General features: G+C 47.1%; 19 protein-coding genes. 16 read left to right on the top strand and 3 right to left on the bottom strand.

Annotated elements, in window-relative coordinates; translation table 11 throughout:
• Window positions 1-12: 12 nt before the first annotated feature.
• Window positions 13-699, top strand: coding sequence for an ankyrin repeat domain-containing protein (locus tag B3S86_RS09480; protein ID WP_290751850.1), 687 nt, complete (start codon window positions 13-15; stop codon window positions 697-699).
• Window positions 700-748: 49 nt separating this feature from the next.
• On the opposite strand, the gene B3S86_RS09475 is transcribed toward B3S86_RS09480, so the two are convergent.
• From B3S86_RS09475 to B3S86_RS09465, 3 genes are read right to left on the bottom strand one after another with little or no spacing between them, the layout of a single operon-like run.
• A complete protein-coding gene (locus B3S86_RS09475) occupies window positions 749-2,320 on the bottom strand; it encodes a type II secretion system protein (protein WP_290751847.1) in 1,572 nt (523 codons plus the stop codon).
• Window positions 2,321-2,338: 18 nt separating this feature from the next.
• Entirely contained in the window at window positions 2,339-2,959 is a 621-nt protein-coding gene (locus B3S86_RS09470) for a PilW family protein (RefSeq protein ID WP_056062568.1), read from the bottom strand.
• Complete coding sequence (locus B3S86_RS09465) at window positions 2,922-3,449, bottom strand: prepilin-type N-terminal cleavage/methylation domain-containing protein (protein ID WP_035406451.1); 528 nt, start codon at window positions 3,447-3,449, stop codon at window positions 2,922-2,924. The genes B3S86_RS09470 and B3S86_RS09465 overlap by 38 nt, the downstream gene beginning before the upstream one ends.
• A gap of 190 nt (window positions 3,450-3,639) precedes the next feature.
• Here B3S86_RS09465 and B3S86_RS09460 point away from each other — a divergent pair, with 190 nt between their 5' ends.
• From B3S86_RS09460 to B3S86_RS09390, 15 genes are all read left to right on the top strand, one after another.
• Window positions 3,640-5,007: a G5 domain-containing protein gene (locus B3S86_RS09460; protein WP_290751841.1), complete on the top strand. Its 1,368-nt coding sequence runs from the start codon at window positions 3,640-3,642 to the stop codon at window positions 5,005-5,007.
• A 15-nt stretch (window positions 5,008-5,022) separates the two neighbouring features.
• Window positions 5,023-5,337, top strand: coding sequence for a hypothetical protein (locus B3S86_RS09455; protein ID WP_035406455.1), 315 nt, complete (start codon window positions 5,023-5,025; stop codon window positions 5,335-5,337).
• Between the two features lie 8 nt (window positions 5,338-5,345).
• Complete coding sequence (locus tag B3S86_RS09450) at window positions 5,346-7,010, top strand: GspE/PulE family protein (RefSeq protein WP_290751838.1); 1,665 nt, start codon at window positions 5,346-5,348, stop codon at window positions 7,008-7,010.
• A complete protein-coding gene (locus tag B3S86_RS09445) occupies window positions 7,007-8,053 on the top strand; it encodes a type IV pilus twitching motility protein PilT (protein WP_290751835.1) in 1,047 nt (348 codons plus the stop codon). Before B3S86_RS09450 ends, B3S86_RS09445 begins: the two co-directional genes overlap by 4 nt.
• 4 nt (window positions 8,054-8,057) lie before the next feature.
• Window positions 8,058-9,275, top strand: a complete 1,218-nt coding sequence (locus B3S86_RS09440; protein ID WP_290751832.1) for a type II secretion system F family protein — start codon at window positions 8,058-8,060, stop codon at window positions 9,273-9,275.
• A gap of 138 nt (window positions 9,276-9,413) precedes the next feature.
• Window positions 9,414-9,929, top strand: coding sequence for a type II secretion system protein (locus tag B3S86_RS09435; RefSeq protein WP_290751829.1), 516 nt, complete (start codon window positions 9,414-9,416; stop codon window positions 9,927-9,929).
• A gap of 56 nt (window positions 9,930-9,985) precedes the next feature.
• On the top strand, window positions 9,986-10,741 hold the full coding sequence (locus B3S86_RS09430) for a prepilin peptidase (RefSeq protein WP_290751826.1): 756 nt from the start codon (window positions 9,986-9,988) through the stop codon (window positions 10,739-10,741).
• Window positions 10,742-10,759: 18 nt separating this feature from the next.
• Window positions 10,760-12,499: a fimbrial assembly protein gene (locus B3S86_RS09425; RefSeq protein WP_290751822.1), complete on the top strand. Its 1,740-nt coding sequence runs from the start codon at window positions 10,760-10,762 to the stop codon at window positions 12,497-12,499.
• Entirely contained in the window at window positions 12,496-13,230 is a 735-nt protein-coding gene (locus B3S86_RS09420; protein ID WP_290751819.1) for a hypothetical protein, read from the top strand. Before B3S86_RS09425 ends, B3S86_RS09420 begins: the two co-directional genes overlap by 4 nt.
• Before the next feature lie 107 nt (window positions 13,231-13,337).
• Complete coding sequence (locus tag B3S86_RS09415) at window positions 13,338-13,913, top strand: Maf family protein (RefSeq protein WP_290751816.1); 576 nt, start codon at window positions 13,338-13,340, stop codon at window positions 13,911-13,913.
• A gap of 46 nt (window positions 13,914-13,959) precedes the next feature.
• Window positions 13,960-14,592: a RadC family protein gene (gene radC, locus B3S86_RS09410; protein ID WP_050677672.1), complete on the top strand. Its 633-nt coding sequence runs from the start codon at window positions 13,960-13,962 to the stop codon at window positions 14,590-14,592.
• A 162-nt stretch (window positions 14,593-14,754) separates the two neighbouring features.
• Window positions 14,755-15,789: a rod shape-determining protein gene (locus B3S86_RS09405; protein WP_029342258.1), complete on the top strand. Its 1,035-nt coding sequence runs from the start codon at window positions 14,755-14,757 to the stop codon at window positions 15,787-15,789.
• 14 nt (window positions 15,790-15,803) lie between these two features.
• Window positions 15,804-16,688, top strand: a complete 885-nt coding sequence (gene mreC, locus B3S86_RS09400; RefSeq protein ID WP_056062539.1) for a rod shape-determining protein MreC — start codon at window positions 15,804-15,806, stop codon at window positions 16,686-16,688.
• The gene (mreD, locus tag B3S86_RS09395; protein WP_035406481.1) at window positions 16,681-17,184 is read left to right on the top strand and encodes a rod shape-determining protein MreD; all 504 of its coding nucleotides are present in this window, start codon (window positions 16,681-16,683) and stop codon (window positions 17,182-17,184) included. The genes mreC and mreD overlap by 8 nt, the downstream gene beginning before the upstream one ends.
• 3 nt (window positions 17,185-17,187) lie before the next feature.
• Window positions 17,188-17,862: a septum site-determining protein MinC gene (locus tag B3S86_RS09390; protein ID WP_035406484.1), complete on the top strand. Its 675-nt coding sequence runs from the start codon at window positions 17,188-17,190 to the stop codon at window positions 17,860-17,862.
• Window positions 17,863-17,867: the final 5 nt, after the last annotated feature.

Raw genomic sequence — 17,867 nt, 5'->3', positions numbered from 1 at the left:
GGGACGCGAGATATGAAACGCAAACGAATCATTGCCGTTCTCTTGATTTTGATCATCATTGGGGTTGGGGGAACGGTATACGTCACAAAAGCGAATCAACACGCAGCACTTGAACAAGGACTACGTTCAGAAAAGCCAGAACGACTTGCTACAGCGTTAAAGGATGCCTCTTTATCGACAAAGGAGAAAAATCGTTACATTCGTCGATTCCAAGAAACACTCGCCTTTGACAAGGCGAAGCTTCTCCTTGACGAACAGACCGTCCAAAATAAAGCGAACTGGTTTTATGCAGCGCAATTCACACCGCGTAGTACGGTAGCTGAATGGTTGGCACAAGGTGCAAAAATCAGTCAACTGAATGCGCAAGGTCAGTCGGTCCTTCATGTCGCGACAAGTGTGAATCGATCGATTGATGTCTATACGCTTCTCGTGAAAAAAGCTTCAAAAAAAGAAATCAATCGGATCGATGACTTCGGACATACACCACTCTTTTATGCCACACTGGATCAAAACGATGCGGCGATTAAACTGTTATTGCAAGCAGGAGCTGATCCGAATCGTGGGAAAGAGAAACCAGTCTATGAAACGGTTAAACAAAATCGAAAAGATTTGTATGTGATGTTACAACAGAATGGTGCAACGGTAGAAAAGAACAAGGTGAAAAAGCTTGTTAAACAATACCGAGCAACGAAATTTTAATCAAAAAAAGAGTCGTTCGTCGCTGACGAATGACTCTTTTTCATGCTCCTTATGGTTGAATACGTTTTGGTGTTTCAACATACAATTGGACGGCTCGGTTGAGTGGAAGTAGTGCAGTAGGGTTTTTCAATACTGTCGCATCATACGCCATGCGTAGACGGGAAGCTTCGAAGTCCGGTGATTTGTTGGCGACCATCAGTTTTTCGAGCTCCGTCACGTTTGCAGGGAACGCATTTTCAGGTAAATTCAGTTTCCCACGGTAAGCATTGACTTCGAGTTCTCCTTTCGTGAAGATTCCTCCACGTACATTCATCGTCGAACCAACAGAATAAATCGTATTTTTTTGATCGTCGTCACTATATAGAAACGCATTTAAATCAGGTGTAGTCGTCTGAGGCGTCGAAAATTTATTGACGCGGTTAATGACAAGATTTCCTTTACTAAGTAAAATCAATGTATTTTGTTTCGCAGTTGAAGTCAGACCTTGAATGTTTGCGTCATCTAGACGACTCGTTCCAGTCGCATAAATCGTCGTTGCAAATCCAACATTTCCTCGAATCAGTAAGTTGCCAAGAACAACGAGAGGACGCTTGATCTCGAGCGGCTGTGTCAATGGATTCAAGGAAGAAATCGTTAAATTGCCGTTAATGATTAAAGGTTCGAGTGTTTCTTGAACAAGATCATCTGTCAATGTCACAGTATTGTCTGTATTCAATGCTGGACTGATCATTTGTCGCTTCGTATCAAGTTCTGTTAAAAATGGTCCCTTTAATATAGATTGTGGAATTGAAGAATTTTTTAATGCAGAAGCCACTTGCGTAAAGGGCGTATTCACTGGTAATTTCAAGAAATCGTTCAACGCATAGTCGAAATCGAACGGAACTAATGTTTCTTTCGTTGATACTAGCTCCGTTGCACCTTTCGGATCAAAAATCGTTTTATCACACACGAGGTAATCCCTACACTTTAATAATGGCTGAGTCTTCTCTTGGAAAACGCGTACCTGACCTGCGATGTAGGGAAGTGCTTTAGTATTAGTGAAGGTACCATCCTCATTATTGTATTTGAATATCGGGGTCGCAGTTGCTTGCAGGGCGTTGCGAGAAAAAATATTACCTTCGATCAAGGGAGCACCATTTAAGATGACTTGATCATCTGAGCCTAACGTATAGTACAAAAAACTAGGAATGGCAGATAAATAGACACGTTGTCGATACGTTTTTTTTATTGTCGGCTGGTCGCCTTTTTGTTTTGAAACTGTCGCTGTTAAATCAAACGCTTTGACCCGGACATTTGATGCGGTTTCATTCAGCTTGACGGTCACGTTCGGAACAATTGTTTTTAAGGGTAAAACGATAGAATTATCGAGATTCTCAAACAATGCTTGAGAAGAAGTCGTTGGTGAAGTCCCGGTCGTCTTAGAGACGATGTTTTGCAGGGAGGCGACTGCTAAATCAAGATCATTTTGTGTCGTCGTCTCGACATCGATATCTGTCTCACGGATTTCAGTTAAGCGATTCGACTGTAAGCTGATACCGATCGTCGCAACAGCGAGAACGGACAGGACTGTTAAAGTCACAAGAACGAAAAGTAATGTATAGCCTTCTTCGGATTTACGCATACCGTGTTCCTTTCTGAGTTAAAATCCAATCGTACTCGTGAAGGTCTGAACTTCCTCATGATCTGTCGATTGAATTGTAGTTGTAATCGTTAAAATACCGTGAATGACGTAGCGACCCGGATACGTTCCTGATGTAATGGTTTGATACTCCGGACTCGATAACTTGAAAGTCTGTAGTAATTCAGTTTGGTCGTCGATTGACTGTGTCGCTGATTCATACGTTAGTTCGGTACTGTCCAATGTTTGTTCTGCAAATGTATAACGGACTGGTCTCGCTTTCTCTTCTGAAGAAGATGATTCTTCTGTTGCGTCAAAAGGTTCGAATCCACTGGCGCGTTCAAGTAATCCAGTATCGGCGTTCAAGACAGGAAGTGATCTTTTATAAAACGATAATTGTTTTGCTTCATCGACCCGAATTGCATCAAATCCACTGATTTCATTTAAGATGATACCGACTCGACTATCAGCTTCACTGCGTAGTTCACTGATGATCCCAGTTGCCCGAAAGCTTTTCGTACCCGAAATGAATACGGTCAAAATGACCGCACTAAAGATCGAGGCAATGACGATCGCAACAAGCAATTCGACAAGTGAGAATCCATCATTTTGTTGTCGGAAAACTTTGATTGAGCGTCGCATTCGTAATCGATCCTTTCAATGACGTAATCGGTTCAGATGTACCTTCTATATAGACGAATACATGTAGGTCAAGAAGATTTGGATTAACGACTCCTTCTATCTTCCGAGGTGTCACACTGTATTTGACGTCAAAGGCAATATTATTGATTTCAGGATTAGTAAAGATTGATGTACATATAGCCGATAGTCCACAAGAAGGAGACGTGGGCTCGGGAATGACATAGTTTCCATTTAGATAAGTGGCTTTGTCTGCTTGTGTAGATAGAGAACTAAAAGCGAATGGTTCGTCACGTGTCGCTTCTAAAGCTTCTCGCTTGATATAAGATGTTGCATTTTTTGCCAGATAATTCGCGAACGTCAACTCTGTACTGTCACGCGAAGCAGCCAGGGACTGAGAAAAAATACTGATAAGAGATACCGATATGATAGATAAAATCGTAATACTGACTAGTACTTCGATTAGCGAAAAACCGCCTTGCTCGCGATGCATGGATTCACCTCTACTTCATGATAGATGAGAATGAAAGGTCCTCAATGATTTTTCTAGAAAATCAAAAACAGCACCTATTCACAGATCATGAAAGGATTTGTCAGGATAGGACTTATGTTTCATCATAATATTCATTATAATGGAAATACTAGGCACCTGAAATGATTAAATTCATACAGAAAGGAAACAGATGATGATTAATCCAAAGCGTTTTGTTATACATACACTCTTATTACTTGTACTTGTAGCCCTGATTTACGTACCATCGTTTGCCTTGATTTCCTTTACCGGTAAAGCAACGGCACCTACGACATTTTCTGAGACAGCACGTATTGGATCGGTTCCAGTCAGTGGCATGGATCGAAAGGAAGCACAATCGAAAGTCGAGAAAGCGATTACGGAGTGGACGAAGAAAACGCCGCTGTCAACTGGAACAGGAGAAGAGACGACACCGATTCCAACAGAAGTCGTGAAAATCAACGCTGATGACTCTGTAAAAAAAGCTTCTTTGAAAAAAGGCGGAGACTTGATGGTTGCGGTAGACGAAGCGGCGCTTGAGAACTTTCTGGCGTCACAGCCAATCAGTTACTCGGATGAGCAACGCCTTGCTTTTAAGACATGGTTAATTGATACGAGTAAAACGTTACAGGAAGGGAACTTTGATCCTGCTCAATCGGAAGCTGCAGTCGATCCGGCAGGTGAGGTCGTATCGACAGTATCATTCTCGACGCGGTCTGCCGCTGAAGAACAGATGATCACGGCGATGATGAATGTGGAGATCAAGCCGGGACAATTAATGAATGTCAAGACGTACGGTATGGATGCGGTCGCGGGATCATATGTTGGCAGTAAGTTATACGAACTGTTCGCAAAGACTCCATTTGAAATCGTCGAACGGATGCCACATACGTCATTACCAGACGGCATCACACTAGGATATGACGTCAAAATTGATGAGAAAACAGATTTTGCCGTTCGTAATACACAAGCATCGATCTATCGTGTCGTTGCGACACAAAACGGAAGTGATGTCACACTTGAATTGCAAGGCACGCCGTTCAAAGAAACGGTTACGACCGTCCTTGAAGGCGAAAAATCGATTCCGTTCCGGACGATTACACGTTATTCTGCAACGCTTACGGCAGGAACGACAAGTGATACTCAAGCGGGAGAGGACGGAAAGTCAATCGAAGTCTATCGCGTGACGAAGACGACTCAAGGTGAGAAAAAGCAGTTATTATCCCTTGATTTCTATGCAGCAATCCCAGCAATCATCACAAAGAGTAGTCAAGAAGAACAAGCACCTGTCGTCGTACCTGAACCGGAAGACGACACGAACTCTGATGATTCGACGGATACGAATGATTCCAATGATTCAACGAATACAGATGAGACAGACGATCAAACGACGGATGAACCGCAGACGGACGGAGTCGAGACACCGGATACACCAACGTCTCCGACAAGTCCGACGACACCCGACACACCGGATAGTAATGAAACGGGTGACCCTGCTTCACCAGTAGAAGGTGAAACAACAGGGGAACCTGTCGGATAAGAAGGAGGAGAAGAGATGAACTGGACGACGATAGCAATTGAACTCGGTATCATTATCGGTCTAGCGACGATCATCTGTGGACTGATGTTTGCGGTGACGATTCCTTATGTGACGACGGTGACGACGAAAGCGATTTTATCTGTTGCGGCGATTTTGATCGTGACGTTGATCTATTTCAGTATTCAACTCGACTGGATCACGAACCCACTCGTTCTCACGGGGATTGTCGTCTTATGTCTGTTGACGGCAGTCGTGACAAGTGTAGTTGATGAAAAACATCAAAAACCGGATGTGTTAGAGGAAGAAGAAACATGGCACGCGGAAGGATGACTCGTTAAATGGCAATGAAACGAAAACGTTTAGGGGAAATGTTGATCGAAGAAAGCCTTGTGACGGAACAGCAAGTCGAAGAGGCGTTGACGGTCAAACGATCGACCGAAAAACTCGGCGATGCACTGCTTCGACTCGGGCACTTGACGGAACAACAACTATTAGAAGCACTGCACCATCAATTGAAGATTCCGATCATCCAGTTGTACAACTATCCAGTTGACGTAGCTGTCACGAAACTAATTTCAAAAGACTTGGCACAGCGGCACACGCTCGTTCCGGTTTATCGGGAAGGAAACCGTTTATTTATTGCCATGGCAGACCCAATGGATTTAATCGCGATCGATGATTTACGTATGCAGACCGGTTTATCGATTGATGTCGGAATCGCGACACGTGACGAAATCAGACGAACGATCCTGAAATACTACGACATTGATTCGTCGTTACGGGAGCTACTCGAATCCGACGACATGATGGAGTCGGATCAATCCCGTGATGTCGTGACACGCGAAGATGCACCCATCATCCGGCTCGTCAATCAAATTCTAGAGAACGCGATTGCCCAGCGTGCATCGGATATTCATATGGATCCGCAGGAAACTTCGATGACGATCCGAATCCGGATTGATGGAGAGTTGCGGACGGAGAACAATTATCCGAAACAGATTCAAAGCATTTTGACGACGCGGATCAAAGTCATGAGTGAACTTGATATCACCGAGTCACGCTTACCACAGGATGGACGGATTAAATATGTCTTTAACGGGTTACCGTATGATTTCCGTGTCTCGACCTTGCCGACGGTTTACGGTGAGAAGGTCGTTATCCGGATTCTTGACAGCTCCAACTCGAACATCTCGATTTCAAAAATCGGTTTTAGTTCGCGGAATGAATCACAGTTCCGGGAGATGCTGAAGCGCCCGAACGGGATTATCTTGATCACCGGTCCGACTGGGTCCGGGAAATCATCGACGTTGTATGCCGCGTTAAATGAGTTGAATGACGAGTCACGCAACATCATCACTGTTGAAGATCCGGTCGAGTATCAAGTCGATGGAATCAACCAAGTTCAAGTCAACGCGAAGATTGGGTTGACGTTTGCGAGTGGTCTTCGCTCGATTCTTCGTCAGGATCCGAACGTCGTCATGGTCGGGGAGATTCGAGATATCGAGACGGCTGAGATTTCGATTCGCGCCTCGCTGACAGGACACTTGGTTCTTTCGACCTTGCACACGAACTCTGCCGTTAGCTCGATCACGCGATTGATTGACATGGGGGTCGAACCGTTCCTTGTTGCCGCTTCAATCAGTGGATTGATTGCACAACGACTCGTTCGTCGTGTCTGTCGCGATTGTGGCGAAGTTCACCCGATTTCAACACGAGAGCAAGAGTTATTTGATCAAGAAGGAATCGAAGCGACGACGGTCATGCGTGGACGTGGCTGCTCGTCTTGTAACATGACGGGGTACCGCGGACGGGTTGCGATTCAAGAGGTCATCATGATTGATGAAGTGTTACGCCGGATGATCATGAATCAATCGACGGAAAGTGACATCTCAGCGTACGTTAAGGAGCAAGGACAACGATTCCTACTTGCAGATGGTCTATCAAAGGTCGCGGACGGGATCACGACGACAGAAGAGATTTTACGGACGGTGATTTCAGAATGAACAGTACGATGGAACGGGCACAAATCGAAGATATTTTACGTTCGTCGAAAGAACGAGGAGCGTCAGATGTTCACTTGACGGCGGGATCACCGCCCGTCTTTCGGATCAACGGGACGTTGACACCTTTTGGGACGGAGAAGATGAAACCGATCATCATTGATGGATTTGTGCAGTCATTGATCACGGAAGAGATGTATCAACAGCTGAAACAGGACCGGGATATCGATTTTTCGTTCGGTGTGACCGGTGTCGCTCGGTACCGGGTCAACTGCTTTTATCAACGGGGGGCTTTGTCAATGGCGTTTCGGACGATTCCGACTGAGGTACCAACGCTTGAGCAATTAACGTTGCCTCCTGTTTTAAAACGATTCTTAACGAAACCACACGGCTTGATTCTCGTCACGGGTCCGACTGGTTCTGGAAAATCGACAACGCTTGCAGCGATGATCAATGAAATCAATCAGACGATGTATAAACGGATCATTACGCTCGAAGATCCGATTGAATACTTACATAGTCATCATAAAAGCCTGATCGATCAGCGAGAAATTGGGATCGATGCGCCACGCTTTGCAACCGGCTTACGTTCAGCGCTCCGTCAAGATCCAGATGTCATTTTGCTTGGGGAGATGCGGGACCTTGAGACGATTGCGACCGCCGTGACGGCAGCGGAGACGGGTCACCTCGTCTTTGCAACGGTCCATACGTCGACGGCTGCCTCAACGGTTAGCCGAATCATTGATGTTTTCCCGTCAGAGCAACAAGATCAGATTCGAGCTCAACTGGCGAACGTCCTTGCGGGTGTCATCTCGCAACGCTTGATGCCGCGTTCGGATGGAACAGGTCGCGTCGCAGCCCTCGAAATCATGGTCGATACACCAGCTGTCTCGAACTTGATTCGGACCGGTAAAGAATATCAGATTCAATCCGTCCTGCAGACGGGTAAACAATACGGCATGCAGACGATGCAGATGGCATTGCAGGATCTCGTCAGTCGGGGATTGATTCCGGCTTCTGCTGCATCACCGTACATATCGGGGTGAACACATGGCAGTATTCATTTATGAAGGTCGGACGATGGCCGGCAAACGAAAGAAAGGCAAGATTACAGCACTGACGAAACGAGAAGCCGCAGAACGGTTGCGGACGGGTCAGATTGCTGTGACTTCGCTTCAACAGCAAGAGTCGAAAGGATTAAACACCGAGATTACGTTTCTCAGTGCAAAACCGAAAATTGAACATCTCGTCATGTATGCGCGTCAGTTCGCGACACTTGTGCGGTCCGGTGTCTCAATCGTCAAGGCGACGGAAATTCTGCGGAAGCAGACGGAGTCGAAACCACTTGAACGGGCACTCGTTGAGGTCGAAGATGACTTACGGAGTGGGATTCAGTTTTCGCAAGCGATTGAAAAACATCCACGGGTCTTTGATACATTCTTCGTCAGTATGGCGATGGCGGGAGAGGCAAGTGGGAATCTCGAGGAAGCACTTGATAACATCGTCACCCAGCTTGAAAAACAATATGAAATCAAACGGAAAGTCATCTCGGCATTGATCTACCCAGCGGTCGTTTCACTCGTTGCCGTAGGGGTCGTCGTCTTCTTGATGATGAACGTCGTCCCGACGTTTGCATCGATCTTTGATCAACTCGGTAGTGAGTTGCCTTTGATCACGAAGCTCGTCGTTGCCGTATCGGATTTCTTCGTTGCGTACTGGTGGGTCATGTTGCTAATTGCTTTTGGATTGATTGGATTACTGTACTTTAATTTAAAAAACGAACGCCAACGACTATTTTTTGATCGCTTTTTATTAATTATTCCCGTTTTTGGTCCTCTGATCCAAAAGTCGCAGATTGCCTTGATGACCCGGGGGCTGTCCGTCCTGCTTAATGCTTCCGTACCAATTTTAGCCTCACTCGATATCACAGAGCGGATCGTGACGAATCGGATCATCCGGAAAGGCATTGCGGGAGCCAACGAAGCGATGGCACGTGGCATTCCGATGCACGAACCACTTGAGAAAAACAAATATTTTCCACCTCTCGTCACGCAGATGATTGCAATTGGGGAAGAGTCAGGACGTCTTGATACGATGCTGACGGAAGTCGCGAACTTCTATGAGACAGAAGTCGAGACGACGACAGACCGTTTAAAGTCGATTATTGAGCCACTCTTGATCGTTGTCTTAGCAGCAATCGTTGGTGTCATCGTCATTGCCGTCGTCGTACCGATGTTTAAAATTTACTCGGATATACAAGCGAGTTGACAATTGTAAAAACATTTACCTGATGTGAAAAAAAGACATATTCTACAAAAAATATGGTGCTACTATAATAGTATTCATCTGGATAGTATTACCTACTAACCAAGAACAGTGAAAAAGTACTAGGGAGGCATAAAGAAAATGGTAGAACGTTTAAAAGAAATCTGGTTAGATGCAAAACAAATGCGCGATGAGCGTGGATTGACGTTGATCGAGTTACTCGTCGTCGTCGTTATCTTAGGAATCATTGCAGCAATCGCTGTCGTCGCAATCGGTGGTTTGATCGAGAACTCACGTAAGGATGCAGTTGTTTCGGATGCGAAGCAATTAGTATCGGCTGCGAAACTCTATGCTTCTTCTAATCCGATTCAAGCTGGAGAATCTATTATCTTAGGTATTAACGAGAATGGTAAAGCTATTGGAACTACAGCTGCCACTGAAAAAGTTGCTCGTAAAGAATCTTTAGGTAAATACATCGATGAGATGAAAGATTCATTGAATTCTGATAAGCCATATAAAGATTCTTTTGTTGAAGTGACTGAAGATAATGGTTCATACGAGTATAAAGTTACTCTAACTAGTGATTCTGCTGATTATACTTACTTCTCAGGTGTTGCACCTTCAGCACTTAAACGAAGCGCGATCAAAGAAAACTAATTATCCCCCCTCCTCGGGGGTTTTTTTCTGAACTTTTTTGAAAGGGAGGTCGTGTCATGACGATCGTCTTCACGGTTTATTTTTTCTTGTTAGGCTTACTCATCACGTCGTTTACGAACGTCGTCGGTCTGCGCGTCCCGGTCGGGGAGTCGATCGTTCATCCGCGCTCCCATTGTCCGACGTGTGGACATGTCTTAGGACCGCTCGAACTGACACCGGTACTCGGTTACGCTATGCTTGGCGGCAAGTGCCGCTCTTGCGGACAGTCAATCTCAATCAAGTATCCAGCGCTTGAATTACTTGGAGGAATTCTTTACGCCTATGCCTTCTGGCAATTCGGCTGGTCGATGGAACTCGCATTGACACTCGTCCTGACGAGCTTGCTATTCATCCTGACGATGTCGGACTTAGCCTACATGCTGATTCCGAATAAAATTTTACTTATCTTTTTGCCGATTGCCTTGATTGTGCGCTACCTTTCTCCACTCGAAAACTGGTATAATCCAATTATTGGTGGAATCGTCGGGTTCGTTCTATTATTCGTCATCTTTCTTGCTTCCCGTCGTGGTATGGGGGCAGGGGATGTCAAACTGTTCGGACTGCTCGGAATCTTCCTTGGACCGCTTCACGTCGTCATTGCCTTGTTCGTCTCGGCATTCGTTGGTTCCGTTCTTGGCTTAACATTACTTGGACTCGGACGCGTGAAGCGGAAACAACCCATTCCCTTCGTTCCGTCGATTGCCGTCGGAACATTACTGACATATTATTTTGCGGATGATTGGGTATCGTGGTACCTCGATTTACTGCTTTAAGAAAGGAAGAACGTACATATGGCGCAACGGCGTAAAGGGACTTATATCTACTTTAATTTTACCGATGTCGCAATCTTCGGTGCGGTCGTCAAAAAAGGCGTCATCAAGCGCCGGGCAGTCGTCGCGCTGCCGCCAGGAACACTTCAAGGAGGCTGGTTACAGCCGGAAGCCTCGCTTGATTTCATCTTTGACGGGTTACTGACGAAACTAAAAGTACCGCGTGGTTCGCAAGCGGTGCTCGCGCTCGATGGTTCACTCGTTCTCGCCCGGAAACTTGATATTCCGGAGACAATCGAGACGAATCAAATCCGTGGCTATTTGTTTATGGAGATCGGACATAGTATCGTCTTACCGTTTGAAGAACCATATTTTGATTACACGGTTCTTGAAGAAGACGGCAAGCGGGAAATCATGCTGTATGCCGCCCCTAACGAAGCGCTGAAGCAATACACGCAACTGTTCAAACAAAAGCATTTGCGACTGGTTGCTGCTGAACCTCAACCGCTCGCGACCTACTTCGGGATTGAATCTCATCACCCAGTTACAACAGAAGCCGATACTTTATTGATCTGGAATGCGAATGCGACGAATCACCAGCTGATCATCATCGAAGATCACGTGCCACGTCTGATTCGCTCGGTCGACACGTTTGCGGCTGATGCGTGGGATGTTGATGTCATCGATGATCAATTGCATTATCGTTACCGCTCGGATGATCCGACGGTCGAACTCGTCTTAGATGAGATGTTGCTCGAGTTCTCGCGTGTACTCGATTTCTATCGTTTTTCGCTCGCGCGCGAAGGACGAGAGATCACGAATGTCGTCCTTGCCGGGGACTTCCCATTCCGTGACGAACTGGCAACACGTTTCCGGTCGAACTTTGATTTAAGTCTCGATGAAATTCCAGATATGATGACGATTGACGGACAGTCAATTCCACGAGCGTACTTACCGCTCGCTGGTCTTGCTTCACCGCGAAAAGACCGCATCAACTTATTACCGGAAAACGACGAAGCACCGAAATATCCGCTTGTCGCTTCACTCATTCTGTTGTTGTTCGGCGGACTCGCTGGTGGTTATCTCTACTGGCAAACCGATCAATTCGCGGATCGCGTCGAATCGACGAACGATCAAATCAAGATCGTTCGTCAGTTGCAGTCGGAATCGGATCAATCGGCGAAGCAGGAAGTCGCGCAACTCAAACAGACAGTCGAAGGACTCGAGACGACGCCACGTCCTGCCGTACCGACGCTTGAACGGATTACCCGTTATCTCCCGGAACGCGGTTATATTCTTCAATTCGCATATGGTGCGGACCATGCCGTGACGATGACGACCCAATTCGAAACGCTCGATGAACTGAACGATTTTTATCGTGAATTGTTGACGGATAAAGTCTTCTCAGGAACGAACCTTGCGAGTGTGACGACACGGACGATGAATGAAAAGGCGGATGTCGTTACGACGACGACGGTTGATCCGACGACCGGGCAAGAAATTCCGACGACGGAAATCACACCGTCGGATGATGCGAAATCTGAAGAACCACGTTATATCGGACAATTCTCGTTGAACGTCAACCCGACGGAAGTCGTCAAAGGCGAAACGAACGAAGCTGATCCGGCAGTACCAAAAGAAGATCAGCCGTCTGAATCGGAAACGGATAGCTCGACGGAAGCGACTCCTTCAACCGATCCGACGACGGAGACGACTGATCCGAATGTAACGACTGAAATCGAGGAGGTGCCGGACAATTGAAACGTTATAGTAGCTTCATCCTCCTCGGTCTAACGATCTTGATCGTTCTCGGTGCGGTCGGTTACTTCGGTTATACGACGTATACGACACACCAAACGTTGCAAGAAAAAGAAGCGACGTTGAAACGGGAACAGATGGTGCTCGAGCAAGCGAAAGCGAACGAACAGAAAGTCGACGTCGCTGAGTCGAGCTTCCTGCAACAAAAAGTCCCGGTGACGGCAGCGAACGATGACGTCATCGATGCGATTAACGCGTCGAGTCAGATTGCCGGTGTCAAAGTCCAGTCGATCACGTTTGGTCAGGCGACCACAACGCCAACGCCACAGTCACCGGTGACATCAACGCCTGCCGTTGACGGAGCAATGGCGACGGAGTCTGATCAAGATCAAGCGACAACAGCTGCGGCGACAGGAACAACCACAGCGAATGCGACGCCACTTCCGGCGTCATTGACGGTTGAAGCCCCGTCGTATCTTGAATTGATGGCATTCTTAAAACAAATCGAGCGGACGGATCGAATCACGGTCTTACGCCAAATTCAGTTATCGGGACCGGAAGAACCGGGTCCGAGTAGCGGAACGCTTTTGCTTGAGGATGAGATGCTTTCATTCACAGTCGAGATTGAATCGTATTATCGTCCGGACCTGACGAAGTTGACGCCGGATAAGCAAACGCCACTCGAGGAGAAGACACCGAAGTCGGATCCATTTGTCGATGTGACAGGAAATTAAAAGAAAACAAGCGGTTCCTATGCTGTTAGGGACCGCTTGTTTTTTGTTAGACTATTCGATGACTCGAATTATCCGATTCGAAATTAATGGGAAAGAACGTGATACTAATGATAACGCAACCACACTTGATTCTCGCCTCAGCTTCACCGCGCCGGACGGAACTCTTGCAACAAATCGGAATCGTTCACGCAGTCGTACCAGCGAATGTCGTCGAAGAAGCGCCGTACCCGATGTCCCCGCATGAATACGTCCGTCATCTATCGCAAAAGAAAGCGCGAGCGATTACAGCGGACGGTGTCATTCTGGCAGCTGATACAGTCGTTGCAATTGATGATATGATTCTCGAGAAGCCGGCAGATAGGGGAGAGGCACGGGCGATGCTCGCGCGTCTATCGGGACGCGCACATGAAGTCGTGACAGGAGTAACGATTCGCTTTGGTGAGAAGGAAGAGACATTCGACGTGACGACACACGTTCGTTTTGGTGCATTGCCAAACGAATGGATCGAAGGCTATATCGCGACGACCGAGCCCTATGATAAAGCGGGTGGATATGGTATTCAAGCGATGGGTGGCCTGTTCGTCGAAGCGATCGAGGGCGATTACTATAATGTTGTCGGATTGCCGATCCACGAGATCATGAAACGTCTCGCGTCCTTTGCGATCAAGCCGATGTTTGCGTAATCCTGAAACAGAGAGGTCGGATGCTGTGATTGAATGGCCGAAGGATATGGTTCAGTTGAAAGGCTTAGCACAAGCGACGACAGTCGAGTTACTGGCATGTCTTGTCCGAAGCGGAACGCGCGACCGGACACCGCTTGAAATCGCGGAAGAATTACTGCACATCTATCCTTCACTGATTGAACTCGAGGCAGCTGGAGTCGGTGGACTCGAGAAAGCACCAGGTGTCGGGAAGGCAAAGGCGTTGCAAATCATGGCTGGACTGGAACTCGGTCGTCGTCTCGTCACGGAACCGAAGTGGGTTCGACCGACGATCCGTTCACCGGAAGACGCCGCGGAGCTGTTGTTAGAAGAAATGCGCCTCTATCAACAGGAACATTTCATCTGCCTGTATTTGAATACGAAAAATGAGGTTGTCTCGAAAAAGACGTTATTCATTGGAGGATTGAACACGTCAATCGTCCACCCGCGAGACGTCTTCCGGGAAGCGATTCGCTGCTCGGCTGCGAACTTCATTGCCGTCCATAATCATCCGTCCGGTGATCCGACGCCAAGTCGGGAAGATATCGAGGTATCCGAGCGACTTGTTGAGGCAGGACGACTCATTGGAATCAGTTGTCTTGACCACATCATCATCGGGCATGGACAATTTATTAGTATGAAACAGCGCGGATTTATGTAAGAATAACGTCTGAAGGGAAAGTTTCGTTTCTTTCCGTCAGACGTTTTTTTGTGTGTTTTCTAAGGCGAACTGTAAACAAGCTGTAACGTTTTAACGCTTTCCAATGAAGGCTTTTCCGTTATAATTAGTGAAGTGTATTCTCAGAGAGGGGTTTTTTGAATAATGTTTGGATCATTCAGCCGTGAAATCGGCATTGACTTAGGTACGGCTAACACGCTCGTGTATGTAAAGGGGCAAGGAATCGTCGTCCGTGAACCGTCCGTCGTTGCTTTCCGTACGGATACAGGGAAAATTGAGGCAGTTGGTAATGCAGCAAAAAACATGATCGGTCGTACGCCGGGTAACGTGACTGCACGACGCCCGATGAAAGACGGGGTTATCGCGGATTATGAAACAACCGCTACGATGATCAAATATTTCATGGATCAAGCTTCAAAGAAAAAAGGCTTGTTCTCTTCTAAGACGAACGTCATGATCTGTGTACCAAGTGGTATTACATCGGTCGAAAAACGTGCGGTTGAAGATGCAGCGAAACTTGCGGGTGCGCGTGAAGCATACACGATCGAAGAACCATTCGCAGCAGCAATCGGTGCAGGTCTTCCGGTTTCAGAACCAACAGGCTCGATGGTCGTCGACATCGGTGGTGGTACGACAGAAGTTGCTGTCATCTCACTCGGTGGTATCGTCACAAGCCAATCGATCCGTGTCGGTGGTGATGAGATGGATGAGTCTATCATTCGTTACATCAAATCGAAATACAACTTGATGATTGGGGAACGGACAGCTGAGACGTTGAAAATGACGATCGGTTATGCTCGCATCGATGAAGAATCAGAGAACGAAACGATGGAAATCCGTGGACGCGACCTCGTCACAGGTCTTCCGAAACAGATTGAAGTCACAAGTGCTGAAATTTGTGACGCACTTTCAGATACGGTCGAAGCGATTCTTGCAGGTGTTAAGCATACGCTTGAGCAGACACCTCCTGAATTATCAGCAGACGTCATGGACCGCGGTATCGTCTTGACAGGTGGTGGGGCGCTCTTGAAGAACCTTGATGCTGTCATCGAAGACGAAACACGTATTTTGACACTCGTTGCGGAAAACGCACTTGATTGTGTCGCAATCGGTACAGGAAAATCACTCGAGATGATGAATGTCCTTCGTTCGAAATCAGGCATCTCGCAAAAAAGATAAGGACGGGATGAGCGATGAAGCGATTTTTAAATAATCGAAAACTGCTCATCACACTCCTTAGTTTTCTCCTTTTGGTGATCTTAATCGGGATTTCGCTGCAAGGGCGTAACCAATCCCACTGGTATCAAAGCTTCGTGCGTGATACCGTGGGCGTCGGTCAACGCCTTTTCGCGACACCGATTGGCTGGATTGATGATACGGTCACTTCGATTAAAGAAGTGCGTGACGTGTACAAAGAAAATGAACACTTGAAATCACGATTGAACGACTATGCCGGCAATGCCGTTAAAGTCCGTGATCTTGAGCGTGAGAATAAAGAATTAAAAGACATGCTCGACCTCAAAGGTTCGATTCGCGACTATAAACTGTTACCGGCAGAGATGATCGGGCGGACATCGTCCGAATGGCAACGGTTCGTGACGATTAACATCGGCGAACAAAAAGGGGTCAAACCGAACATGGCCGTCGTAACAGCAGATGGATTGATCGGTCGCGTCATCCAGGCGAGCGCTTATACGTCCCTTGTGCAGTTGATGTCGGATACGAGTCGGACGAATAACGTTTCGGCAACGGCAGACGACACGAAAGGAAAAGGAGTCTTTGGAACGATTGAAGGCTTCGATGAAGAGACGAAACTACTCAAGTTCACGAAAATTCCGAACGACGCGAAGCTGAAAAAAGGGCAGACCGTCACGACGTCCGGTCTTGGTGGAAAGTATCCGAGCGGGATCGTCATCGGAAAAATCGAAGAAGTGAAATCCGATCAGTATGGGGCTTCGAAAATCGCATACGTCAAACCGGCAGCAGACTTCGAACAGTTCGGTCATGTCTTCGTGATTGAACGCGAAGCGAAGGAACCTTTCGCTGAGACCGATAAGGGAGGGGACACTCGTGAATAACGTTAAGTTGTTTTTCGCCGTGTTCCTTCTTTTTATCTTAGAAGGAACGTTGTTCGCGGGACCGCTTGGAGATGGTTCGCCGTATGTCATTCATACGACCTTGATTGGTCTGATGTTCCTCGGTCGGTACGGGAAGCTTGAACAAGCACTCGGATTCGGACTCGTTTTCGGATTGCTCTATGATTTCGTGTACTCGGATATTATCGGAATTTACTTATTTGCGTTATCCGCCATTCCGCTTTTTAGTAGCTTCGTGCTAAAATATGTAAAGGAGAACGTATTGACGATTCTCGTCACGTTCACGTTCAGTGCCATTTTGTATGAACTCGATATATATTTCTTCACGGCTTCGGTCGTTGGTGTCGGGGTTTCCTTCCAAGAACTCGCGACACAGATCATTCCAAGGAGTTTGGTTGCCCAGTTGATCGGGATCATCATCCTGTATTATCCGATGACCCGACTCGTGCAGTCGACCCTTGACGAGAAAAGAGGATGAGTCATGATTGAGCGTAAACGTTATGTAACGATGAAAGGCCATCGTGGTGGCCTCGCCGTCTATGTGAATGAAAGGTGCAGTGTGGATGAATTTCTTGACGATTTAGAGTTGACGCTTGCGGACAAATCCGTCGAGAACGGACGCGCCGTACCCATCACCTTCTTCTTCGGTCGACGTTATGTCGATGAAGGGGTGTTGACGGCCGTCGAATCTATCGTCGCGCGACATGATTCCTTCTCTTTCAAAGGCTATGACAGTGAATGCATCACGAAAGACGAGGCAAAAGCATTGTACGGAGAGCGGACGTTCCATTATTTTGGTGGCACGGCACGCAGTGGGCACGTATTAGACGTTGAAGGTTCGATCGTCATCATCGGAGATATCAATCCGGGGGCGGTCGTACATGCGACAGGAAGTATCTATTGTCTCGGAGCTTTGCGTGGTACCGTTCATGCAGGTAAAGGTGGTAATACGGAAGCAGTCATCGCTGCAAGTGTGTTGCAACCGAAATGGGTCGCGGTCGCTGGAACCGTCCATGAGGAGCCGGATGACGCACCGATTCCTGCTCTCGATATGGGCTGTGCATTTTTAGGCGAAGACGGGGTGGAATTCTCCCGCCTTCAAACCGTTCCGCTTGCGCGGATGGATCAGTTTGCGATTGATAGTGAAAGAGGGTGACGGAT

It is taken from the genome of Exiguobacterium sp. UBA3968, assembly GCF_002385115.1.
Taxonomy (GTDB): Bacteria; Bacillota; Bacilli; order Exiguobacteriales; family Exiguobacteriaceae; genus Exiguobacterium_A.
The sequence above is the reverse complement of the archived record's forward strand: the minus strand, read 5'-3'. Positions and strand labels throughout refer to the sequence as shown.

Coding starts and splice junctions, on each gene's coding strand:
- B3S86_RS09465 (WP_035406451.1), bottom strand. CDS start 3,449: ATGCATCGCGAGCAAGGCGGTTTTTCGCTAATCGAAGTACTAGTCAGT.
- mreC (WP_056062539.1), top strand. CDS start 15,804: ATGAAGCGATTTTTAAATAATCGAAAACTGCTCATCACACTCCTTAGT.
- B3S86_RS09440 (WP_290751832.1), top strand. CDS start 8,058: ATGGCAGTATTCATTTATGAAGGTCGGACGATGGCCGGCAAACGAAAG.
- B3S86_RS09430 (WP_290751826.1), top strand. CDS start 9,986: ATGACGATCGTCTTCACGGTTTATTTTTTCTTGTTAGGCTTACTCATC.
- B3S86_RS09405 (WP_029342258.1), top strand. CDS start 14,755: ATGTTTGGATCATTCAGCCGTGAAATCGGCATTGACTTAGGTACGGCT.
- B3S86_RS09475 (WP_290751847.1), bottom strand. CDS start 2,320: ATGCGTAAATCCGAAGAAGGCTATACATTACTTTTCGTTCTTGTGACT.
- B3S86_RS09450 (WP_290751838.1), top strand. CDS start 5,346: ATGGCAATGAAACGAAAACGTTTAGGGGAAATGTTGATCGAAGAAAGC.
- B3S86_RS09390 (WP_035406484.1), top strand. CDS start 17,188: ATGATTGAGCGTAAACGTTATGTAACGATGAAAGGCCATCGTGGTGGC.
- B3S86_RS09460 (WP_290751841.1), top strand. CDS start 3,640: ATGATGATTAATCCAAAGCGTTTTGTTATACATACACTCTTATTACTT.
- B3S86_RS09425 (WP_290751822.1), top strand. CDS start 10,760: ATGGCGCAACGGCGTAAAGGGACTTATATCTACTTTAATTTTACCGAT.
- B3S86_RS09415 (WP_290751816.1), top strand. CDS start 13,338: ATGATAACGCAACCACACTTGATTCTCGCCTCAGCTTCACCGCGCCGG.
- radC (WP_050677672.1), top strand. CDS start 13,960: ATGGTTCAGTTGAAAGGCTTAGCACAAGCGACGACAGTCGAGTTACTG.
- B3S86_RS09470 (WP_056062568.1), bottom strand. CDS start 2,959: ATGCGACGCTCAATCAAAGTTTTCCGACAACAAAATGATGGATTCTCA.
- B3S86_RS09455 (WP_035406455.1), top strand. CDS start 5,023: ATGAACTGGACGACGATAGCAATTGAACTCGGTATCATTATCGGTCTA.
- B3S86_RS09435 (WP_290751829.1), top strand. CDS start 9,414: ATGGTAGAACGTTTAAAAGAAATCTGGTTAGATGCAAAACAAATGCGC.
- B3S86_RS09445 (WP_290751835.1), top strand. CDS start 7,007: ATGAACAGTACGATGGAACGGGCACAAATCGAAGATATTTTACGTTCG.
- B3S86_RS09480 (WP_290751850.1), top strand. CDS start 13: ATGAAACGCAAACGAATCATTGCCGTTCTCTTGATTTTGATCATCATT.